Genomic DNA, 19,501 nt, shown 5'->3' on the forward strand with positions numbered 1-19,501 from the left:
ATCTTCCTAAAATAGGGAAGCCTGCCAAAACAGGCAGGCTTCCCTTCTAAAAACTTCCATTAAGGTATGATCTGCCACAACTCCGCATCATACTGATTCTCATACCACTGTTCCAGTTTCGTACCCGGGGTCTGGTTACTATACGGCACATTCAGCGCCAGCAAACTCCGCTGGTTAATGAGCTTGTAATACCCACCACCCATATCCTGCACTCTCCAGTGCTGCGCCACATTCCCATTGTCCGTCCACTGGATCAGGATATTGCCTGCAGCCGTTGAACCGCCCGCGTTATCCAGGTTCAGACCAGATGCCACACTTGTAATGGTATAATACCCATTACCCAATGATGTAAAGATCCACTTCTGGGCATTCGTACCATTGTCCGTATACTCCTGGATCTGTAAGCCGGCAGTAGATGCCGCATTGGGTACATCCACACACTGTGAGGTCACTTTAGACTTAATCCTGTACGTGCCGTTTGCAATCGGCATCGCATAGCCTGGGCCAATGGAAGGTGCCGGCACCGGGATCCCTTTCTCTATCGGGTACCCAAAGAAAGGCACATCGCCGATCCAGCTAAATTGCTGTGCCATCACTCGCCTGTCCCATCCACTGCCATCACTGTTGGCAGCATGGTACACGATCCAGTTCTGCAGGTTATCGGGTGACTTCACAAAAGAAGCATGGCCCGGACCATACACATTACCAAACCTGGAAAATACAGCTGTTGAATTCTTGGTCCAGGATGCCTTGGACAACAGGTTGCCATTTGTGCAGGTAATCCTTCCCAGGCAGTAATCATTCGTCCAGCTGCCACTCGCTGAATAAATGATGTTCACCGTATTGCCGCTGATCAGGGAAGTAGGCCCTTCATTCACGGTAGGAGAACCTACCTTTTCCCAGTCATAATCAGGTCTGGAGATTTCCACCCTTTCCCCGTCGATGGTATAAGGGTTACTCATCTTCGCGATGTAGAGGTACTGCGATACGTTCGTAGTGCCTTCCCATCCTGACCATACAAAATACAGCTGGCTGTTGTAGACAAACGGATGCCCGTCTATTGCCCAACGGTCTGTAGTGGCACTCAGCTTTGTCTTGTAGCTGTAGGTGCCATTGAGGGGGTTGCCGGCATCTGTACCACCTTCCAGTACGTGCATACGGTGGTTGTCATTATTACCATCGTCCGCAGCAAAATACACGTACCACCTGCCGTTCAGGTAATGCAGCTCAGGTGCCCAGAGGTTGCCACTGTAAAGGGTGCCTGATGGTGGGGTGAAAATGTAAGTCTTTGTCTGCTGTAAAAGATTTTCAAGTGTGGCCGACTTTGTAATCCATAAACGGCCGCCATCGGAGCCACAATAATAGAAATACCCGCCGATGTTGATCACCCATGGATCGTAGTAACTACCATTGTCGAGTGAGGGTAAAGGATTTGTAAAGATGACCGAAGTGCTGGCGGCGGTGACAGCTTTTAACGTGGATGAACCTGACAATTTTTGCTCAGATTCCGGCTTTGTGCAGCCGTGCAGGAGTGCGAGCACGGGCAAGCCAAGTAGCAGAAGGGTTCTTTTCATGCCGGTTAATTTTGAGAGATAATGAATAATAGCTATTCAAGTGAATATACAATAAAAAAAATGCTTCTATCCTATAGACAGAAGCATTTTTTTTATTGCATGTGACCAATAATTATGTCCGGATTTCCCTGCGCATAAACAGCCAGTAAGAGATTGCAAAGCAGGCTACTGTAGCTGCTATCAGACCGCTTACCTGTGGCCAGGTGATCAACAGGCTCTCTCTCAGTGGCAAAGGTGAAGGTACTGCCATTGCCATCTGCTCCATCGTCAATGGCCCCATGCTCCTGACCACCGGCATCAGCAAGGTGGTTGTACCATCTGCATACATCTGACCCGGCATCACCACCAGGAAGTTGTGACGGATCTGGTTGTAAATCACCAGTTGATCCGGACTCAGGTCATTCGGATCCGGCAAAATTCCCTTTAGGATGATCTGGACCAGGATAGGATAAAACACGGTGATGAATAACCAGATGGCAATCGCCGTCAATGCCGAAGTAGCCGTCTGCCGGAACTTTACGGACAATAATATTGACAGGTTCAGCCAGAATGCCACATAGATGATACTCAGTCCTACAAAGCAAAGGATCCTTATAAACTCTGCCACTTCTATTCGTACCCCGGTGATCAACATCCCTCCTCCTACCATGAGCATATTCAGTGAGAAGAAAAGAATGCTGATCACAATCAATGAGCCGGTGAACTTTGCATTCAGTAAGGAATCCCTGTACACAGGTTGGGCCATCAGGCGGATCAGTGTACCATTGCTCTGCTCAGAATTGATGGCATCAAAGCCCAGTGCAATGCCTAACAATGGCCCCAGAAAGCCAATGAATACATGAAAGGGAGGCAATGAACGGTCTGTGATCGTCAGTAATTTCAGGTAAAAATACAAGGTATCATGATCCCTTACATTTTCCATTGCCGACCTGATATTGGACATCGATACATACATCGATCCTAACCAGGTGAGCAGGATCAACAGGGCCATAATGATGAACCGCCAGCTATGAATCTGGTCAGCCACCTCCTTCTTTACCATGGTCCAGAAAGGACTAACGCTTTTTGAACCTGCTAAGGAATGATCTTTGGAATAAGCCAGTAGACTGTTCATTATGTACTTCTTTGTCCTTTAAATTATTTTCAAAATAACGTTGATAAATCTCGTCCAGACCATAAGTCCGTTTCTGCACGCCTGTTACATCACATCCCTTATGTACAAAGTAGCGCACGATCTCAGGGGTGATATCCTGTTGTCCGGAGATTTCTACGCTGGCATCAGCGATGCTGACCTTTGTAACGCCGGGCAATTGCAGCAATTCTTCGCTGGATGCTTTAAATGCATTGCGCAGCGTGACCTGCACTACATGTGGATCTGCCTGGAACAGGTTAGCGGCCAGGGTTTCCACACTGCCTTCGGCAAGTAATCGTCCACCAACGAAGATGCCCACACGACTACACACCTGCTGTACCTGGTGCAGGTGATGTGATGATAAAAGAATGGTAATACCCTGTTCCTGGTTCAGTTGCCTGATCAGCTCCAGGAAATCACGCACACCGGCAGGATCAATACCCAAAGTAGGCTCATCGAGAATGATCACCTCGGGGCGTTTGATCAGTACATCTGCCAGGCCCAGTCGCTGTTTCATACCACGGGAAAAGGTGCCTGCTTTCTTATGTATTGCGGACTCCAGTCCTACGGAGATGAGCATTTCCCTGGCCGTATTTTCCACTTCATTTTCCGGAATGCCATTCAGGCGGCCGATGTACTTCAGGTTTTCCAGGGCGGAGAGCTCATTGTAAAAGCCTACGTTGTCTGGCATATAACCGACCTTACGTTTTACCGGAATCGGGTTGCGGGAAGCATCCAGACCGCAGATGTGTGCAGTGCCTGCCGTGGGTTCCGTAAGCCCCAGCAGCATTAATATAGTAGTGGATTTTCCCGCACCATTGGGTCCAAGTAGTCCGAAGATTTCCCCCTGCCGGATAGTCAGGTTCAGGTTGTCAACGGCTTTCAAAGACCCATAGGTTTTGGACAACCCATGTATCGCTATGATTGCTTGTTCCATAATGTACTATCGCCTGCCATATTTACGAATAAGGAAATAAACAGCGCCCAGGGCGATCAGGATGATGACCAGACCCAGCCAGCCTGTCAATACAGAAGTCTTGACGGTGATGCGAAAATCTGCTTTCGCATTGGTGTTGTTATTCCTTACAGTTACATTGGTCATGTAGTCGCCAGCCAGTGTTTTGTCCGGCACCTGCAGGGTAGCGAGGATAGTTGTATCTGCACCCGCTTCAAGATGAAGAACCTTGGTAGGTGCAAAGGTGAGTTGCCATTGAGAAGGCGTTTGTGCATTCAGTTCCAGGTTGTCAAGTGGAATGGTACCTGTGTTTTTAATCACCAGCTGAAGTTCTTTCGTGCTTCCTTCTGTTACGTCTTCACTCAGTTTTCCGCTGGGCGTAGACAGGGATACACCATAGGTACCTTTGATCACTGCTTCCAGCTGTAGTTTCAGGGAATCGTTGCCTACCAGCGCTGTCACCGGTATATTGTATTTCCCTTTTTTAGTATCCAGCGTAGGGGTGAATTCAATGTTGATGTCAGCAGTCCTGCCGGAATCAATGTTCACGGAGGTGACTGACATACCATCTACTTTGAAACTCACATTCCATCCTGCCGGCAATGCTGCTGAAAGCTGGAACACACGGGATACGGGAGCAGTGTTCTTTAGTTTAGTGCTGTAGTTGAACGTGGTGTTGGCTGCTGCCTCGATGTTCATGAGGCGGGCTGTAAATGGAGGAGATGATTGTGCCCGGACCGTGTTGCTGAATAATAAAACGAATAACAGAACCAATAAATAAGGACTGCGCGTCATAATGCGCTGATGCTTAGTTGTAGTAGCTGACATTGCCATTTCGAGATTAATAAATAATTATTATATACTTTGAAATAATTGTTATTTACCTATCAGTTAAAATGAAAACGGCTGCCAATATAGTAAAGTCGCCACAAACAATTGTAAAAAAAATGTGAAAATTAGGAACTACGCGGTCCGCTTATTTTCAAGGTGAGGCTGGTACTTCCTCCCCCACTGCTCCATCATCAATACGACTGGTAACAGCTCTCTCCCATACTCTGTGAGGTAGTATTCCGTCCGTACCGGTACTTCGGCATATACATTTTTTGTTATGATGTCGTGGTCTTCCAGCTCTTTCAGCTGCTGACTTATCACCCGTTTACTGGCACCGTTGATCATTTTCAGTAATTCACTGGGGCGTTTCGGACCATGCTGCAGGTAACAGATGATAAATGGCTTCCACTTACCGCCCATTACTTCCATTGTCACTTCCAGCGAACAATTATATAAACGGGGGATTTTCCTTGTATACATGTTTTGGACCTTAAAAGGTGATTAAATTATCACCTGGTGATTAAATTCCCGGTACTTGACTTTCGTTTCGTACGGGTTCAACTTTGCATTACAAAAATAAGGATATGCAAAACAGAATCGTACAATTGGACAAAACAGGTATAGATGCTATCAGGATAGGCACTACGGAAATCCCCCGGGCCGCTGCGCATGAGGTAGTGGTAAATATCAAAGCAGTATCACTCAATTTCCTGGACCTCATGATTGTGAAAGGAGACTTCCCCACCGGGCTCCCTTTCCCATATACTCCTGGTTGCGATGGCGCGGGAATAGTAACAGCGGTAGGCGACAAGGTGAGTGAGTGGAAGCCTGGCGACAGGGTAGCGCTGACTTATGTACAGAATTTCCTGAGTGGAGAGGGTTTTCCCTTAAAAGATGCCGTACGCATAGGCTGGCAGACCCAGGGTGTAATGGCTGATTATGTAAAAGTACCTGCATATGGCCTGGTAAAATTGCCTGATTCCCTTTCCTTTGAAGAGGCGGCCACCATGCCGGTAGCCGGGGTGACAGCCTGGGAAGGGCTCATTAATATTGCCAAAATACAATTGGGGCATACAGTATTGGTACAAGGCACTGGTGGTGTGTCTATGTTTGCCCTCCAGATTGCCCGCCAGGCAGGTGCCAGGGTGATAGCTACCACCAGTTCAGATAACAAGGCAGCTAAATTAAAGGCATTGGGTGCCGATGAGGTGATCAATTACAAAACCAATCCGCAATGGCAGGATGAGGTACTCCGCCTGACGGGAGGTATAGGTGCAGATGTGACCCTGGATGTAGGTGGCAAGGATACCATCCGCCAATCATTGCAGGCAGTGAAAGTAAACGGACTCGTATGTACGGCAGGTGGTCTGACCGGGTCACAGATTACGCTGGATGTGTATGGAGATCTGAACCTGAACTTTAAAAGAATTACAGGTTTTGCAGTAGGCAGCAGGGATAGTTTCAATGCTTTGCTGAAAGCCGGCATAAAACCGGTGATTGATAAGGTATATGCCGTGGAAGATGTGCAGACTGCTTTCAGGGAACTGGAAAGCGGGGGCCATTTTGGTAAACTGGTAGTAAAGCTCTAAAAAAAGAAGGAGGAAGCTTTCGCTCCCTCCTCTTTGCATTCCCCCAAAAAGTCAGCATTCATTATTTAAGGCTTTAGCTTCGTCGTTTGTTATCGTGAGGAACAATCCCGGGGGCCTTCAGCACCCCGGTGTGTTCCAATTGGAAAAAAGATTGATTATTTCTCATTCTCTGGATAGGATATTGCCAATTGAATGCCAAGGCCCAAAAAGAATATCAAATCACTGTAAATCAATAATTTAACAAACAACAATGCCCGCTATTCTTTCCAAATCCTGGAAAATTATCTCCTTTGTGGACCTAAAAGAAAACAGCGCGTAATTTTCTCTTGCCAGGCGGGCCTATTTAAAGTCCTGTAGATAAGCTCTCTTTAATCTGCGCCAAAAACTCCTTCACTGTCTTTGCCGTCCCTGATGTAGGATCCGTCACCGCACAATTATTCTTTACAAAACTCTTCACATCCGCCATCTGCCAGATACTTGCCCCGCTCATCTGTGGATAATCTGCTTTAAAACGCTTCATCTCACTCTTTATCTCATCCACCGTCTTACTATTATGTGAACTGGCACAGGTACTAAATGCGCCCCTGCACATAAAGATCGGATATACGGGCTGCACGGCACCCATAGCCGTCTTCCAGGTGCCCGGATTCGCTCTTGTACCACCATCATAACATTGCAGGTAAATCGCATCCACGACCTTCGGATCCGTATGCTGCAGCACCGTTTTCCAGAAATCATTTATCCTGAACGGACACAGGGTCATATGCATTTTGAGGCGGGCAGCAATCTTGCTCATCTCAATCACTGAATGACTATCATATACTGACTCGTCATCTATACAAAATGCATCTGCACCCACTACTTCTTTCAAAACTTTGCAGATCTTAAACAGGGTACCCTCCTCTCCGGTACCGGTTACCACGCCCGGAACCTGTTTGGTAGCATCCACCCAGTCTCTCATGAAATCAAAGGTATTCGGCGGCTGGTTATACCACCTGCCTTCCAGCAGGATCTCGATTCTCGCTACCTTTTTCAGGGCAGCTACCCGGCGCAGGTAGGCAGTATCACCTACCCATTTGCCATCATGGATAATGGGATGCTTATTATCATCGCCGGAATACAGATCTCCATCTGCATGAATATAAAAACTGGATAACAAAACGGTATTAAAACCCGCGCCCTGCAGCAATGCATAGGTGGTATCATCTCCGGGATAGGTACCCCTTCCGAAAATACTCAGGTTTTTTGCAGGCAAAGGTGCCTGTGCGGTACAAAACAAAGAAAAGGCTGTCAGGTAAGAAAGCAGCAATAAGACCTTCATAGTATAGTAATATTTATGAAGCCAAATTAAGCACTTATCTCAAGGCCTGCTGACCACTCATATAGTTATATGACTAGCCATCTACTTCCTGTGCTTCCAGGAGCTTTTGGAGGAGCAGGCGGCTACCGATTGTCTCTAACTGGTATTTTCTCAGTACCTGGAAGAAAGCAAACAGGAGCCACACCAGTCCTGTTACCTTAAACAGGAAAGGAGCAGCTAAATATGGAATGAACAAACCCGGAATTAAGACAATACCCACTGCTGCCCCAAAGAGGATCAGGGTCGTTTTGGGCAAATCTACCGATACATGTATTTCGGTCCGGCCCAGGTAATAATCAAATTTGCCACTTAGTACCGGTGTCTGCAGGTTCATCCGGTTGAGTAATCTGTAGAACTCAAAGCCCTCCCCATTTAACTGACCGCCAAACGGTTTGCCATTCATGCTCCTCGCGCCATAAATTGCGCTGTTTAATGAAATAGAAGGATCACATTGCTCCGACAATCTTTGTTTAATTTCTTCCACAGGCAGTCGGGTACTCAGTGTAAAATGGGATTTAATATTCATAACAATTCTTTATTCTTTTTCAAAACCATAGTCTCTCTCCACCAGGCAAATTCTCGTCTTATATTGCGCATACCATTTCTCTCTTCCCAGTTTTTGTGCGATGAGGTGGTCTGCCTGCTGCTTCCAGTTACGGATGGCTTCCAGGCTTTCCCAGTAAGAAACGGTAATGCCTACGCCATCTCTTGCGGATTCTACTCCCAGGTATCCGGGCTGTGTCTCTGCCAGTTCTACCATCAGCGTAGCAGTGTCTTTGTAACCATCTTCGACATCTGTTCTGAGCGATGTAAAGATAACTGCGTAATAAGGAGGTGCAGGTGTATGGGCGATCATGATTATTTATAATTTATCTGCTTGAGGATTTATCTGCTTCAGGTAAAGTACTTAAATATCTTTTGCTTTCTTTATTCTGCTGCCATTATAAGCAGCAGAAAGAATAAATTCCACATCAGGATACTTTTACCTCAGTTGCATCCAGCAGCTTTACCAGGAACTCTTTTGCCTTCTTTGCCTCTATTTTATAAGGAACCGTAAATAATAAACTTCCAAATATCAGCATGGCAAATGGGATCAATAATGCAGGCTCAAACCCTTCCCGGATTGCTACCCCTGTGACTATCACACAACCGAGCAATACCATCAGCATCCAGAACCCGGAAAATACCAGCACGGCTATATGCGGACTACTCTTCACCCTGATTTCTGTCTGCCCCAGGAAATGACTCACCTCTCCTTTCACCACCGGCAGAAAAGAGTTCTTATAATTAATCACCCTTACTATTTCAAACTGCTGCCCGGTGATGTTGCCTGCATAAGGTTTTTCAGACGAATCTTTCTTTTGCCCATAGCGATTTACCACCAGCATAGATGATAGCTTTTTAGGAGATACATTTGCTTCCAGTCTACCCATCACTTCCGGTACTTTCAAAAAAGTGACCAGGGTATAGGTATCGAACGGTAGCACGGATTTGATATTCATACGCTAAAAATACTAGTCTTTTATGGTAATCCACACCGGACAGTGATCACTCGTCTTCTCCCAACCTCTCACTTCTTTATCTACGCCACCGGCTATCAATCGCTTATCTACATCCGGACTCACTAAAAAATGATCGATTCTTAAGCCGGCATTCCTACCGTAGGCATTGCGGAAATAATCGTAAAATGTATAGATCGTTTCATCAGGATACATTTTCCGCAGGGCATCTGTCCAGCCCTGTGCCTTCAGGGTTTCAAATGCTTCGCGCGTCTGCGGCAGAAAGAGGGCATCATTCACCCAGCTGGCAGGTTTATATACATCCTTTTCGGTGGGAATCACGTTATAATCACCCAGGATGATAACAGGTTTACCACTGTCCATCAGTTCCTGTGCATGTGCATGCAGACGCTTAAACCAGCCTAACTTATAATCGTACTTCGGACCCGGTGCCGGGTTACCGTTGGGCAAATACAAACATGCAATGGTAATACCATTGATTACGGCTTCTATATAGCGGCTATGCAGGTCTTCAGGATCACCCGGCAATGCCCTTCTCACTTCTTCAGGTTTGCCGATGCGTGACAGGATCGCCACACCGTTCCAGCTCTTTTGTCCATGCCAGATAGCGGTATACCCTGCTTCGAGGATCGCCGCTTCGGGAAACTTTTCCTGGGGCGCTTTTAGTTCCTGCAGGCAGGCCACATCAGGGGCCGATTCTTTTAACCAACGGAGTAATACTTCCAGATGGCCATTCACGCCATTGACGTTATAAGTAGCTATTTTCATTTTCCTATTTTTCTGATGGCTTTTTTAGACCTGATAATGATTGCATGAAAACTCCAGGTGATCAGCATGCCGATTACACAACCTGCCAGTACTCCACCAGCCCGCTCCAGCGCCACATTCCAGAAGTGTTTGCCCGATTCATGCATGGTAATGATCAATACAGCAATCGCAGCAGAACGGGTAGCAGGTTGAAGTTTTAACAACTCGCAGGCAATGATGGACGAGGTAATTCCAATACAAATCATCAGCAGATTCACGGGGTGAATAAAGAAGATGATCAATCCGATGACAGCGCCAACCAGGTTTGCTTTGATACGGGTTTTCGCCAGTGTCATCGCATCTTTCCGGTCAGGGGCCAACACCAGTATAATTGAAATGAGACACCAGGCACCAATAGTCGGATATACGCTGTATATGTAAAATCCAATCGCCGTGCCTGCTACACATTCTGCAATGTAGAGTAGTAAACTCCTTTGACGCTGCGTCATCTCCATACCTGCAAAGGTAATTAATAGTATAAAAACACCCGCATGCCCGAAAGGAAATGGCCCTGCTGGTCATTGTACAAATAATGCGCGGCATCCTGCATGTATAAAATATGCTTATTTCCTATGACTGCCTTTATGGAAGCGATCTGCTCCGGTGCATACAATCCATCATCTTTGCCATACATTGCAAATACAGGCACTCCACCCTTTACGATCTCTTTTATCACTGGGAGGTTATTGATAGTAGAATACTTTTCATGTTTCCAGAATTCATTGCTGGGGGTATCATTGTTCAGGTTTGCATAATGCAGGTACAAGGTATCCGCATCCAGTTTTTTATAAATGGCCTGTGCATCCGCTGTCCGGTTTGGCGTAGCAAAGAACCCGTTCTTAGAGGCCTGTTTAAAACATCCTCTCCTGAAATCAATAGAAGCATGGTCCAGTTTTTCTAAATTGTCAAGGTCTTTCAATCCACTGGTATCCTTCTTTTCAGTATATATCTTCCTGCATGAACGGATGATAGTACGATAGGTCTCCTGCAAATTCACCAGGGCGCTCACCAGTACAAGTGCACTTACCTGCTCAGGATACCTGGCAGTATAGCCTGTGGCCACGATGCCACCGAAACTAAACCCGATCAGACTGGCTTTTTTAAGTTTATATTGTTTATAGATGCTGTTCAGGTCATCGTAAGACTGCTGGAAAGTATATTTTGCATCCGGGTCAGCGGAGCGGCCTTCTCCCCTCCTGTCGTAGGTAATCACGTAAAATCCCTGCTCAGCGAGTTGTGCGGCGGTAGTGGATTCAAAATTAATGGCATTACTGCCCGGGCCTCCATGCAAAAAGATGACAGCTGGTTTGGATGCATCTCCAAATGCATGGGATACAATGGTTTGGGCCTGTGTACCCAGGGTACACACCAGCAATAGTAAAAATAAAGATCTCATCCGGTAGAAAAAGTTATTCCGCAAATTAAGAAATACGCAGAAAGACTACGCTATTGCCTGATAATATTGGGGCATGAAACGAACAATAGTTGTGGGGGACATCCACGGCTGCTACAATGAGCTGTTGACCCTCCTGGATAAAACCGGCCTCCGGCCAGATGATCTCCTGATCTCCGTGGGTGACCTCGTAGACCGTGGTAATATGTCCCGGGAAGTATGGCAATACTTTATGACACGCCCTAATACCATTACACTCATGGGCAACCATGAACGAAAACACCTGCAGGGCACTCTTAATTACGCACAGGAAATCGTGAAAGTTCAAATGGGAGATGACTATCCGCATTTCCTGGCCTGGGCCATGACACTGCCTTATTACATCGAGACAGCAGATGCCATTGTTGTACACGCTGCGATGGAACACGACATTCCCTTGCATGAGCAACGCCAGGATGTACTGTGTGGTACGACTGCCGGCGAACGATTCCTGGAAAAGAAATATGGAGGGAACAGTAATGGCGATAAGCTACAAAATTCCTGGACAGATCATTATACAGGTGAGAAACCAGTCATCTACGGCCACTCTGTCAGCGGCCATCTGCCACGCATCGTGAATAACACCTATGGCATCGATACCGGTGCCTGCCATGGTGGCTACCTTACAGCTATCGAGCTGCCAGGTTTCATTATTCACCAGGTAAAAGTAGCACGCGACCACTGGAAGGAACAACGGGTACAATGGCAAATACCTGTATTGGAAAGCAAGGACTGGGATAACATGGAGATTGCCGCTATCCACAGGGAAATTGAAAGCCTGGCATATATAGAAACACCGGCAGTAAAGCAATACCTGCAGGAGCAAAAATCTTCCCTGGCACTCCTGGATGGCTCACTCCCGGAAATAAAAGCGCAGCTGGATCTTTTCGCCATTGCTCACCATGACCGACTGCACACCTATCCTTTCAAAGCATTCCTGTACAAAAGCAGGTCCGGCAACCTGAAAGTAGAAGACCTGCGAAAGTCGCTCAACACACCGGCTAAGATAAAACAGCTACAGCATCTGTTTTCTGATAGCCTCCTTGTCGGCCGCAGTCACCGCCAGTGACAAGGCTTTCCGGAAATGCACCATGGCCTGTGTACGGTCCAGTGGTGTATACAGGTGCCCTAACAAGGCGTAATAAAAATGATTATCCTGTAATGGCAATAATGCAGCAGCTTCAATCGCGGCTGCATTACCCATTACCTTCGCCAGGGCGAAAATCCTGTTCAGCGCAGCTATCGGTGAAGACTCCAATACCAGCAGCTGATCGTATAAATGTAAGATCTGTTCCCACTTTTCCCTGCTATCCTCCTTATGCGTATGCCAGTAAGCAATGCCTGCTTCCAGGTGATACTTCGTCAACACAGTACCCCGCGCCGCTTCATTCAGGTAATAAGTACCCTTTGAAATTAACTCCTGGTCCCACAGCTTCGTATCCTGGTCACTGTACAGGATCATTGCGCCCTGCTGATCGGCCCTGGCCGCAAATCGCGATGCATGGAAACACATGAGTGACAACAATGCATTTACTGCAGGCAAAGCAGCAGGCGGATGTGAGACTAATAAATAAGTGAGACGCATGGCCTCCAGGCAAAGATCTTTTCTTAAAGTCGTATCCTGCGAAGTAGAATAATACCCTTCGCTGAATAAGAGATAGAGAGTAGTCAATACCGTATCTAAACGGCTATTCACCGCTCCGGCAGAAGGAGGAATGATGGGGATCTGGTCTGCTTTCAGCTTTTCCTTGGCTCTTTGCAGGCGTTTGTAAATTACATCTTTCTTAGTCAGGAATGCATCCGCTATTTCCTGTGCACCAAAACCACAAAGCAGGTTCAATGCCAGTGCCACCTGCGACTCCTCAGGGATACCGGGATTACATACCGTAAAGATCATGGCCAGCTGACTATCATGAATGCCCTGGTCAGAAAGATCGATATCCATTTCCGTTATTTCATGACTGGATTTTTTGATCTCCGGACTTATCTTCTTCGCAAATAACTGGTCTCTCTTCAAATGGTTCAGGGTCTTGCGCTTCGCCACCGTATACAGCCATGCAGCCGGGTTGGGAGGAATACCCTGCTGGCTCCACAATTCAGTGGCAGAAAGAAAGGTATCACTCACAATATCCTCTGCCGTTTCGATGTGTGCAATACCAAAAAGCTGACAGAGTACAGCAATGATCTTCCTGTACTCTGTCCTGAATAAATATGGGAGTAGTTCCTGATCTTCCATTAGGCTTCTTTCATTAACATACGCACTTCTACCGTCCCGTTCCAGGGTGCACTTAAAACCGGGCAATCTTTTCCTATCTCAGTCGCAGCCGCTAAATCTACCGCCCTGATGATCACAAAACCACCTATGGATTCTTTGATATCCGGGTAAGGGCCATCTGTTACCACCTTGCCTGCTTTGATCACAGTACCTTCGGGTCTGAGGCGGTTGCCATGACTTACCAGGGCACCTTCGGCCTGTAGTTTGCCCAGCCATTCCTGCCAGGGCTTAATGCTGTCCTGTAATTCTGAAGGAGAAGGTTGTGCTTCTTTTGAATTATCTTTTCTGAAGATCAATAAGAACTCATTCATATTGTTAGATTTTTCCGGGTTATTAATGCTTAGCTGCAAACATGCCCACCTTGTAAGCACCTACAGGCAAGGGTGAACCAAAAGCAATATTCAGTCGGTTATAACTGTTAATAGCCACAATTGCGATGACCAGGTCTATCAGCTCACCTTCCGAAAACCGGGCAGCTGCTGCATCATACACCTCGTCTGGTACATGGCCCAGGTTTACCCTGGTTAATGCCTCCGCAAATGCCAGTGCTGCACGCTCTCTTTCAGAATAAAAAGGCGCTTCCCTCCATGCATCCATTACATACAGGCGGTGTTCTTCCTCACCCATGGCACGTAATTCCTTCGTATGCATATCCAGACAAAAAGCACAGCCATTGATCTGGGATACCCGAAAATAAACCAGTTCTAATAAGGATTTGTCAAGTGGAGATTTGGCCAGGTAAGGAGCGAAACCGCTTAAAGCCTGCATAGCATTGTTGGCATGTTGGAAGTAATTCAGTCTTGTTTTCATGATTTTGAGATTTTGCCCTTATAACAAGTGGGCTTTTACCAATTGGACAAAATCAATAGATATTTATTTTATACATTTGTAAGTCAATATACCCTATGAAAAAAAGTCTGTTTATTGCCTTTATCTGCCTATGTGCCTTTTTTAGCTCCCAGGCCCAGCATTTTACCAACGGAGCAGGCATCAGCCTGATACATGATGAAACCAAATACTCAAGGGAAAATCCCTACATGGCCATTGCCTATACGCCAGGGGTGACGTTTAAAGAAAACAGGGAATATGCGTATTCTATCAATGCCCCGATCAGGATAGGCTATTCGAAATACTATTATAATCAAACCTATGGGAACGCATCCGTGACTGACGACTGGAAAAGTTACATTGTCCAGGTGCCCCTGATGTTTAACTTTAACTATGGTGCGGGTTCTTCCCAGAAAGCACGTGGCAGGGTCGGATTTTTTGGAGGTGCTGGGTATGCGGCGCAATACCGGGCTTATGACGAAGTATATACTGACACTTATAATGAGATCAGGATTTCAGGCAATACCTCTGAGTTCAGCACCAATATTGCCCTCAATGCGGGAATCCGTTTTGCTGTAGGCAGGTCATACAGGAGAAAGAACCTGGAGCTGGGTGTTGGGTATTTTGTGGGCGTAACGGGTGAAACGCATCAGCTCTTAAATTTTCATTTTCTCTTTAACTTTTAATATCCGGGCATTCCGAAGATGTGTAAAAGAAAAAATCAAGTCCATCCTCATCTGCATGTCATTTCTTTAGGACCCGATTCTGATAAACAGTTTAACTAACTGGAACGTCGTCCAGGTCTAACTTTCCATTTGTTTTTAGAATAACCCTTCGAAGGCGCTCCTGGTGCTCGTCACCCCAAAGGCCAATAGATTGAATCAAGGGAATAAGTGTTTTGCCAAATTCTGTAAGACGGTATTCTACTTTTGGGGGCAAAACGGGATAGATTGTTTTAGTCACCAATTCATGGTCTTCAAGTTCCTTCAATTGGACATTCAGCACCCGCCTGGTTACGTCCGGGATTTTTCGCTGAAGTTCACTTGGCCGTACGTTGCCATTGTGGATGAACCAAAGGATGCGGATTTTCCATTTGCCATACAGCACTTCTCCAACCAGGTCAAGTCCACAATTGAGTGTCGGAGTAGTTTTTTTTATGTACATAAATACGAATATACGGCAAACCCTAATAGCCACCAATACGGATAAATTTATCCCTATCTGATTCGTAAGCCCGTAATTGTTTGCTATCCGCATACTATCGAATTTTGTCCTACAAACAAAAACATATGGAACAGCAATTCAACTACAGCAACGAATTATCCGGTAAGATAGCCTTAGTAACAGGTGGAACCAAGGGTGCCGGAAAAGCAATCGCAGAGCGCTTAAAAGTTGCTGGTGCAACTGTGCTTATTACCGCGAGGAACAAACCTGAACAGGCAGATGAAGATCTACATTTTATTCCTGCTGACCTGAGCAAGGCAGAAGATGCGCAAAAAGTGATCAGCGAAGTGTTGTCTACCTATGGCAGGCTGGATATTCTGGTAAACAACCTTGGTGGTTCATCAACACCCGCCGGTGGTTTTTCCGTGTTGAATGATGAGGATTGGATATCTACCTTACAAGCTAATTTACTTGCTCCAGTCAGGCTTGACAGGGGATTCCTACCGCAAATGATCGATCGTAAAAGTGGTGTTATTATTCACATCGCTTCCATCCAGGGCAAATTGCCGCTATACGACTCTACCTTGCCTTACGCAGCTGCAAAAGCAGGATTAATCAACTACAGTAAAAGTTTATCAAATGAAGTTACACCAAAAGGTGTTCGTGTGCTAACTGTTTCCCCAGGATGGATCAATACAACAGCATCGGTAGCCTGGTTGGGTGAGATTGCAAGAAATGCAAATATTACTGTAGAAGCAGCCCAGCAAAGTGTCATGGATGCATTGGGTGGAATACCTTACGGCAGGCCCGCTGAACCGGGAGAAGTAGCTGAATTGATTGGCTTTTTAGTTTCACCAAGGGCCAATTACTTAACAGGAACAAATTTCGTCATTGACGGAGGAACGGTACCAACAATTTAAAAACTTAATCATATCACCATGGAATTACCACAATTAGTAGCAAAATTTGTAGAGGCGCAGAACACTTACGACAGCGGGGCTTACCTGACCTGTTTCACGGAAACCGCCATCGTACATGATGAAGGCAAGACGTACACAGGTAAAGAAGAGATCCGGCATTGGATCGAAGAGGCAAATGAAAAATATAGCGCTGCCGTGAAACCACTTCAATATGAAGAGTCGGGTTCGAAGGGCTTGTTAACTGCAGAGGTATCAGGCACATTCCCAGGCAGCCCGATCGTGCTGCGGTTCCATTTAGGGCTGAAGGATGGTCTGATCGATACATTACATCATTAAAAGGCATATCACATAGTTGTGCTTATATAGATTGAGGAAACCGCTGTTTAAATACAGTGGTTTTCTTTTGCCGCGACCAGTCTTTTGCCTGACGATATGACTTCCATTGCCGGAATGAAAAAGTAGGTTGAATTCACCCGGAGCGGACTAGTATGATAGGTTTTGAAATTGGTTCCCAGGTATGTAGCTGTTCCCGGTAAGCGTATGATTATGAAAACCGGATTTTATCCCAGAGTTTATTGGACACTACCTGTTCAATCACCTGCTCCCTATAGTTCCTGCTGATAGGAATGCGGTGTTGCTGGATAAAGATCTCATTGCCTTCGATCGCTTCGATTTTATCGATCGCAACAATGTAGGATTTGTGCACCCTGATAAAGGCGTGGCTATCGAGATTCTGTTCCAGGTTTTTCAGGTAAAGCAATGTTACGTACTTCCCTTTCAGGGTGTAGATGGTGATGTAGTTTTGCATACCTTCTACATAGAGGATGTCTTCAAAATGAATCTTTTCGTATTTGCTGCCGCACTTGATGAAAAAGTAGTCGGTGGCAGCCTCGGCTTTCTGTATGGTAGCACGGTTGACGAGCTGGTGGTATTCGCGTGCTTTGCTGACAGCTTTGAAAAAGCGATCGAAAGTGATGGGTTTCAGGAGGTAGTCCATGACGTTTAGCTGGAAGCCTTCGAGGGCATAGCTGGGGTAAGCTGTGGTGATAATCACCATAGGGGGTTTCTGGATGATCTTCAGGAAATCGATGCCGTTCATTTTGGGCATCTGGATGTCCAGGAAGATGAGGTCGATGGGATGCTGATCCATGAGTTTCATGAGGGCAACCGGGTTCTCGCAGGTGTCGACCAGGTGGAGGAAGTCGATTTCTTTCACATAATCAGCCATTCCTTCGCGGGCCAGCGGTTCATCATCTATGATTACACAGTTTAACATTGTTGCTGTTTAATATTTTTATCCGGAACAAATGTATTCCAGCTTTTATGTACTATGCAATTTTGTGCATCAGCGGCACACCCTGCAAAACGGAGAGCTGTAAAGTCAATAATATAGAAAAAGATGAACTATTACTATTCACTGCCAGTTCATACTGCCCCGGGTACATCAGGTCCAGTCGCCGTCTTACATTCTTCAACCCAATTCCTCCATACCGTAGCACCTCTTCACCGGCCTCCTCTTCCACCGATACGCTGTTAGCTACCAGGAACCTTAATTCCTGCCCGGCTACCTGCAACTCAATCTGCACCCAATTTGTCTGATCTGCCTGCCTGGACACATGTTTAAATGCATTTTCCACAAAGGTCATCAGTATAAAAGGGGCAATGCCCAGCCTGGCATCATATAATGCAGGCAATTGAATATCGACCTCTACATTGGTATTCTGCCTGAGCCGCTCCAGTTCAATCCCATTTTCAAGGTAAGCAATTTCTTTATTCAGCAGGATCTGCTTGTCATTGCATTCATACAGCTGGTGCCTGAGCAAATCGGAGAATTTGGCCAGGGAAGCGGAAGCCATATCCGGGTTTTTATGAATAAGGAAGAAGATGGAATTAATGGTATTAAACAGGAAATGGGGATTAAACTGGTACTTCAGGTAATTCAGCTCCGTCTCTAGCTTCTCCTTTTCCAGCATTTGCTCTTTGTTCTTCGTTTGCAGCCAGCTCCTGCCCATTTTTATGCTCATGGCAAGGGTCATTGCCGCAATAGCACTCGGCAGTGAATTGGCCAGTACTATGCTCAGGAAACTATCTGTATGAAACAGCTCTTTCACAGTTGTTCCTGCCAGGGAAGCGGTAAGGTAATACCCCGGTACAATACAACAGGCAGTAATCAGGGTGGTAGCGACCAAGAGCAGCACATAGGTCGTATATTTTCCCTTTTCGAAATACCTGGGCAGCAAAAAGTACAGGTTAAACCAGACCCCTAATGTCTCCCAGAAAACATAGGTAAAATACTTGGGAAACATGGTAGTGGTAAAGATAATACCCGCCGCTTTGATGGGATTGCCCACGGCCACCGTCCACCAAATGAACTGGTAGAACATCCAGAAAGGGATGTGATAGAGCTTGTATTTGTAAAACCACCTGGGCATCATTCTGAAGTTACGCAAAAGGCGGGGGATTTCCCGGCTCCGTTATGTGAACGACCTGAAATAATTGACGAACTGCATGAAGTGGATAAAGACTGTAATAACCATGGCCATCGACTCATTAAAAAAATCTGTTAAGAAAAACTAACCATCATCAGTTTACTCACTGATATCGTCTGGCACAATTCCTGTACTATCTGTATTAAAAATATAGAACTATGGATATTATTATTCAATCCCTCGGATTTAAAGCCAGTAATGCACTTGAGTCATATATCCGTGAAAAGCTGAACACGTTAAAAACAGATAAAATTGTACGTGCAAACGTTACATTATATAAGGGGCCAGACAGCACTCCTGAAAATAATTATTGTGAAATCCGGCTGGAAGTACCCGGTCAGGATCATTTTGTAAAGAAAGTGAGTCCTCATTTTGAACCTGCTGTCAATGAATGTGTAGATGTTCTGCAAGCCCAGATCGTAAAGGTCAGGGGTAGAAAAGAGGACGGCAACAGGCACCAGGATAAGTTAAATATCCAGGATGTACTGATGCAGGAGGACAGTGATAACAATGAAGATGTAGAATTGGAAGATGTAGTGAAATAGTGTGTTTTTTAAAATGATGAAGGGGGTGATAAAAAGAATCTTTTTATCACCCTTTTTGTTTGTATTGATATTAATTATAG

24 protein-coding genes are annotated in these 19,501 nt (G+C 45.9%); 6 read left to right on the forward strand and 18 right to left on the reverse strand.

Annotation, left to right across the window (positions count from 1 at the left end):
• Nucleotides 1-59: 59 nt before the first annotated feature.
• The 5 genes from DXN04_RS30345 to DXN04_RS30365 all read right to left on the reverse strand — a co-directional run bounded on the left by DXN04_RS30345 (nucleotide 60) and on the right by DXN04_RS30365 (nucleotide 4,972).
• A complete protein-coding gene (locus DXN04_RS30345) occupies nucleotides 60-1,574 on the reverse strand; it encodes a family 43 glycosylhydrolase (RefSeq protein ID WP_116857182.1) in 1,515 nt (504 codons plus the stop codon).
• Between the two features lie 112 nt (nucleotides 1,575-1,686).
• Complete coding sequence (locus tag DXN04_RS30350) at nucleotides 1,687-2,688, reverse strand: ABC transporter permease (protein ID WP_233525724.1); 1,002 nt, start codon at nucleotides 2,686-2,688, stop codon at nucleotides 1,687-1,689.
• Entirely contained in the window at nucleotides 2,630-3,643 is a 1,014-nt protein-coding gene (locus DXN04_RS30355) for an ABC transporter ATP-binding protein (RefSeq protein ID WP_199415174.1), read from the reverse strand. Before DXN04_RS30355 ends, DXN04_RS30350 begins: the two co-directional genes overlap by 59 nt.
• Nucleotides 3,644-3,649: 6 nt before the next feature.
• Nucleotides 3,650-4,489 carry a COG1470 family protein gene (locus DXN04_RS30360; protein ID WP_116857185.1) on the reverse strand — a complete coding sequence of 280 codons (840 nt, stop codon included), beginning with the start codon at nucleotides 4,487-4,489 and terminating at the stop codon, nucleotides 3,650-3,652.
• 135 nt (nucleotides 4,490-4,624) lie between these two features.
• Complete coding sequence (locus tag DXN04_RS30365) at nucleotides 4,625-4,972, reverse strand: winged helix-turn-helix transcriptional regulator (RefSeq protein WP_116857186.1); 348 nt, start codon at nucleotides 4,970-4,972, stop codon at nucleotides 4,625-4,627.
• A gap of 104 nt (nucleotides 4,973-5,076) precedes the next feature.
• Here DXN04_RS30365 and DXN04_RS30370 point away from each other — a divergent pair, with 104 nt between their 5' ends.
• On the forward strand, nucleotides 5,077-6,081 hold the full coding sequence (locus DXN04_RS30370) for a zinc-dependent alcohol dehydrogenase family protein (protein ID WP_116857187.1): 1,005 nt from the start codon (nucleotides 5,077-5,079) through the stop codon (nucleotides 6,079-6,081).
• A 343-nt stretch (nucleotides 6,082-6,424) separates the two neighbouring features.
• Here the strand turns inward: DXN04_RS30370 and DXN04_RS30375 are convergent, their stop codons facing one another.
• The 7 genes from DXN04_RS30375 to DXN04_RS30405 all read right to left on the reverse strand — a co-directional run bounded on the left by DXN04_RS30375 (nucleotide 6,425) and on the right by DXN04_RS30405 (nucleotide 11,164).
• The gene (locus DXN04_RS30375) at nucleotides 6,425-7,402 is read right to left on the reverse strand and encodes a hypothetical protein (protein ID WP_116857188.1); all 978 of its coding nucleotides are present in this window, start codon (nucleotides 7,400-7,402) and stop codon (nucleotides 6,425-6,427) included.
• A 73-nt stretch (nucleotides 7,403-7,475) separates the two neighbouring features.
• A complete protein-coding gene (locus DXN04_RS30380) occupies nucleotides 7,476-7,967 on the reverse strand; it encodes a hypothetical protein (RefSeq protein WP_116857189.1) in 492 nt (163 codons plus the stop codon).
• A 9-nt stretch (nucleotides 7,968-7,976) separates the two neighbouring features.
• Nucleotides 7,977-8,297: an antibiotic biosynthesis monooxygenase family protein gene (locus DXN04_RS30385; protein WP_199415175.1), complete on the reverse strand. Its 321-nt coding sequence runs from the start codon at nucleotides 8,295-8,297 to the stop codon at nucleotides 7,977-7,979.
• A gap of 115 nt (nucleotides 8,298-8,412) precedes the next feature.
• Nucleotides 8,413-8,943 carry a hypothetical protein gene (locus DXN04_RS30390; protein ID WP_116857191.1) on the reverse strand — a complete coding sequence of 177 codons (531 nt, stop codon included), beginning with the start codon at nucleotides 8,941-8,943 and terminating at the stop codon, nucleotides 8,413-8,415.
• 12 nt (nucleotides 8,944-8,955) lie between these two features.
• Nucleotides 8,956-9,729: an exodeoxyribonuclease III gene (xth, locus tag DXN04_RS30395; RefSeq protein ID WP_116857192.1), complete on the reverse strand. Its 774-nt coding sequence runs from the start codon at nucleotides 9,727-9,729 to the stop codon at nucleotides 8,956-8,958.
• Nucleotides 9,726-10,223 carry an FUSC family protein gene (locus tag DXN04_RS30400; protein WP_116857193.1) on the reverse strand — a complete coding sequence of 166 codons (498 nt, stop codon included), beginning with the start codon at nucleotides 10,221-10,223 and terminating at the stop codon, nucleotides 9,726-9,728. Before DXN04_RS30400 ends, xth begins: the two co-directional genes overlap by 4 nt.
• A gap of 14 nt (nucleotides 10,224-10,237) precedes the next feature.
• The gene (locus DXN04_RS30405) at nucleotides 10,238-11,164 is read right to left on the reverse strand and encodes an alpha/beta hydrolase (protein WP_116857194.1); all 927 of its coding nucleotides are present in this window, start codon (nucleotides 11,162-11,164) and stop codon (nucleotides 10,238-10,240) included.
• A gap of 73 nt (nucleotides 11,165-11,237) precedes the next feature.
• Here DXN04_RS30405 and DXN04_RS30410 point away from each other — a divergent pair, with 73 nt between their 5' ends.
• Nucleotides 11,238-12,269 (forward strand): metallophosphoesterase, encoded by a 1,032-nt coding sequence (locus DXN04_RS30410; protein ID WP_116857195.1) that lies wholly within the window; start codon nucleotides 11,238-11,240, stop codon nucleotides 12,267-12,269.
• On the opposite strand, the gene DXN04_RS30415 is transcribed toward DXN04_RS30410, so the two are convergent.
• The 3 genes from DXN04_RS30415 to DXN04_RS30425 are packed head-to-tail and all read right to left on the reverse strand — an operon-like array spanning nucleotide 12,216 to nucleotide 14,285.
• Nucleotides 12,216-13,436, reverse strand: coding sequence for an RNA polymerase sigma factor (locus tag DXN04_RS30415; RefSeq protein WP_116857196.1), 1,221 nt, complete (start codon nucleotides 13,434-13,436; stop codon nucleotides 12,216-12,218). The two genes, DXN04_RS30410 and DXN04_RS30415, sit on opposite strands and share 54 nt — an antisense overlap.
• The gene (locus DXN04_RS30420; RefSeq protein ID WP_116857197.1) at nucleotides 13,436-13,786 is read right to left on the reverse strand and encodes a YciI family protein; all 351 of its coding nucleotides are present in this window, start codon (nucleotides 13,784-13,786) and stop codon (nucleotides 13,436-13,438) included. Before DXN04_RS30420 ends, DXN04_RS30415 begins: the two co-directional genes overlap by 1 nt.
• Nucleotides 13,787-13,808: 22 nt before the next feature.
• The gene (locus tag DXN04_RS30425; protein ID WP_116857198.1) at nucleotides 13,809-14,285 is read right to left on the reverse strand and encodes a carboxymuconolactone decarboxylase family protein; all 477 of its coding nucleotides are present in this window, start codon (nucleotides 14,283-14,285) and stop codon (nucleotides 13,809-13,811) included.
• 95 nt (nucleotides 14,286-14,380) lie between these two features.
• On the opposite strand from DXN04_RS30425, the gene DXN04_RS30430 reads away from it, so the two are divergent.
• Nucleotides 14,381-14,989: a hypothetical protein gene (locus DXN04_RS30430; protein ID WP_116857199.1), complete on the forward strand. Its 609-nt coding sequence runs from the start codon at nucleotides 14,381-14,383 to the stop codon at nucleotides 14,987-14,989.
• 91 nt (nucleotides 14,990-15,080) lie between these two features.
• Here DXN04_RS30430 and DXN04_RS30435 read toward each other — a convergent pair whose 3' ends face one another.
• Entirely contained in the window at nucleotides 15,081-15,467 is a 387-nt protein-coding gene (locus DXN04_RS30435; RefSeq protein ID WP_116857262.1) for a winged helix-turn-helix transcriptional regulator, read from the reverse strand.
• A 125-nt stretch (nucleotides 15,468-15,592) separates the two neighbouring features.
• Here DXN04_RS30435 and DXN04_RS30440 point away from each other — a divergent pair, with 125 nt between their 5' ends.
• Together DXN04_RS30440 and DXN04_RS30445 are read left to right on the forward strand one after the other, a co-directional pair.
• Complete coding sequence (locus DXN04_RS30440) at nucleotides 15,593-16,387, forward strand: SDR family oxidoreductase (protein ID WP_116857200.1); 795 nt, start codon at nucleotides 15,593-15,595, stop codon at nucleotides 16,385-16,387.
• An 18-nt stretch (nucleotides 16,388-16,405) separates the two neighbouring features.
• Nucleotides 16,406-16,723 (forward strand): nuclear transport factor 2 family protein, encoded by a 318-nt coding sequence (locus DXN04_RS30445; RefSeq protein ID WP_116857201.1) that lies wholly within the window; start codon nucleotides 16,406-16,408, stop codon nucleotides 16,721-16,723.
• Nucleotides 16,724-16,931: 208 nt separating this feature from the next.
• On the opposite strand, the gene DXN04_RS30450 is transcribed toward DXN04_RS30445, so the two are convergent.
• Entirely contained in the window at nucleotides 16,932-17,663 is a 732-nt protein-coding gene (locus DXN04_RS30450) for a LytR/AlgR family response regulator transcription factor (RefSeq protein WP_116857202.1), read from the reverse strand.
• 52 nt (nucleotides 17,664-17,715) lie between these two features.
• Nucleotides 17,716-18,837, reverse strand: coding sequence for a sensor histidine kinase (locus tag DXN04_RS30455; RefSeq protein ID WP_233525725.1), 1,122 nt, complete (start codon nucleotides 18,835-18,837; stop codon nucleotides 17,716-17,718).
• A 197-nt stretch (nucleotides 18,838-19,034) separates the two neighbouring features.
• Between DXN04_RS30455 and DXN04_RS30460 the strand changes: the two genes are divergently transcribed.
• A complete protein-coding gene (locus tag DXN04_RS30460) occupies nucleotides 19,035-19,421 on the forward strand; it encodes an HPF/RaiA family ribosome-associated protein (protein ID WP_116857204.1) in 387 nt (128 codons plus the stop codon).
• Nucleotides 19,422-19,501 lie beyond the last annotated feature (80 nt).

It is taken from the genome of Chitinophaga silvisoli, assembly GCF_003412465.1.
Lineage (GTDB): Bacteria > Bacteroidota > Bacteroidia > Chitinophagales > Chitinophagaceae > Chitinophaga > Chitinophaga silvisoli.

What these genes read in the sequence shown, in the direction of transcription:
- DXN04_RS30450 (WP_116857202.1), bottom strand. Translation starts at nt 17,663, where the DNA reads ATGTTAAACTGTGTAATCATAGATGATGAACCGCTGGCCCGCGAAGGA.
- DXN04_RS30345 (WP_116857182.1), bottom strand. Translation starts at nt 1,574, where the DNA reads ATGAAAAGAACCCTTCTGCTACTTGGCTTGCCCGTGCTCGCACTCCTG.
- DXN04_RS30460 (WP_116857204.1), top strand. Translation starts at nt 19,035, where the DNA reads ATGGATATTATTATTCAATCCCTCGGATTTAAAGCCAGTAATGCACTT.
- DXN04_RS30435 (WP_116857262.1), bottom strand. Translation starts at nt 15,467, where the DNA reads ATGTACATAAAAAAAACTACTCCGACACTCAATTGTGGACTTGACCTG.
- DXN04_RS30385 (WP_199415175.1), bottom strand. Translation starts at nt 8,297, where the DNA reads ATGATCGCCCATACACCTGCACCTCCTTATTACGCAGTTATCTTTACA.
- DXN04_RS30405 (WP_116857194.1), bottom strand. Translation starts at nt 11,164, where the DNA reads ATGAGATCTTTATTTTTACTATTGCTGGTGTGTACCCTGGGTACACAG.
- DXN04_RS30420 (WP_116857197.1), bottom strand. Translation starts at nt 13,786, where the DNA reads ATGAATGAGTTCTTATTGATCTTCAGAAAAGATAATTCAAAAGAAGCA.
- DXN04_RS30440 (WP_116857200.1), top strand. Translation starts at nt 15,593, where the DNA reads ATGGAACAGCAATTCAACTACAGCAACGAATTATCCGGTAAGATAGCC.
- DXN04_RS30360 (WP_116857185.1), bottom strand. Translation starts at nt 4,489, where the DNA reads ATGTCAGCTACTACAACTAAGCATCAGCGCATTATGACGCGCAGTCCT.
- DXN04_RS30400 (WP_116857193.1), bottom strand. Translation starts at nt 10,223, where the DNA reads ATGGAGATGACGCAGCGTCAAAGGAGTTTACTACTCTACATTGCAGAA.
- xth (WP_116857192.1), bottom strand. Translation starts at nt 9,729, where the DNA reads ATGAAAATAGCTACTTATAACGTCAATGGCGTGAATGGCCATCTGGAA.
- DXN04_RS30390 (WP_116857191.1), bottom strand. Translation starts at nt 8,943, where the DNA reads ATGAATATCAAATCCGTGCTACCGTTCGATACCTATACCCTGGTCACT.
- DXN04_RS30445 (WP_116857201.1), top strand. Translation starts at nt 16,406, where the DNA reads ATGGAATTACCACAATTAGTAGCAAAATTTGTAGAGGCGCAGAACACT.
- DXN04_RS30425 (WP_116857198.1), bottom strand. Translation starts at nt 14,285, where the DNA reads ATGAAAACAAGACTGAATTACTTCCAACATGCCAACAATGCTATGCAG.
- DXN04_RS30375 (WP_116857188.1), bottom strand. Translation starts at nt 7,402, where the DNA reads ATGAAGGTCTTATTGCTGCTTTCTTACCTGACAGCCTTTTCTTTGTTT.
- DXN04_RS30410 (WP_116857195.1), top strand. Translation starts at nt 11,238, where the DNA reads ATGAAACGAACAATAGTTGTGGGGGACATCCACGGCTGCTACAATGAG.
- DXN04_RS30370 (WP_116857187.1), top strand. Translation starts at nt 5,077, where the DNA reads ATGCAAAACAGAATCGTACAATTGGACAAAACAGGTATAGATGCTATC.
- DXN04_RS30430 (WP_116857199.1), top strand. Translation starts at nt 14,381, where the DNA reads ATGAAAAAAAGTCTGTTTATTGCCTTTATCTGCCTATGTGCCTTTTTT.
- DXN04_RS30365 (WP_116857186.1), bottom strand. Translation starts at nt 4,972, where the DNA reads ATGTATACAAGGAAAATCCCCCGTTTATATAATTGTTCGCTGGAAGTG.
- DXN04_RS30380 (WP_116857189.1), bottom strand. Translation starts at nt 7,967, where the DNA reads ATGAATATTAAATCCCATTTTACACTGAGTACCCGACTGCCTGTGGAA.
- DXN04_RS30415 (WP_116857196.1), bottom strand. Translation starts at nt 13,436, where the DNA reads ATGGAAGATCAGGAACTACTCCCATATTTATTCAGGACAGAGTACAGG.
- DXN04_RS30350 (WP_233525724.1), bottom strand. Translation starts at nt 2,688, where the DNA reads ATGAACAGTCTACTGGCTTATTCCAAAGATCATTCCTTAGCAGGTTCA.
- DXN04_RS30355 (WP_199415174.1), bottom strand. Translation starts at nt 3,643, where the DNA reads ATGGAACAAGCAATCATAGCGATACATGGGTTGTCCAAAACCTATGGG.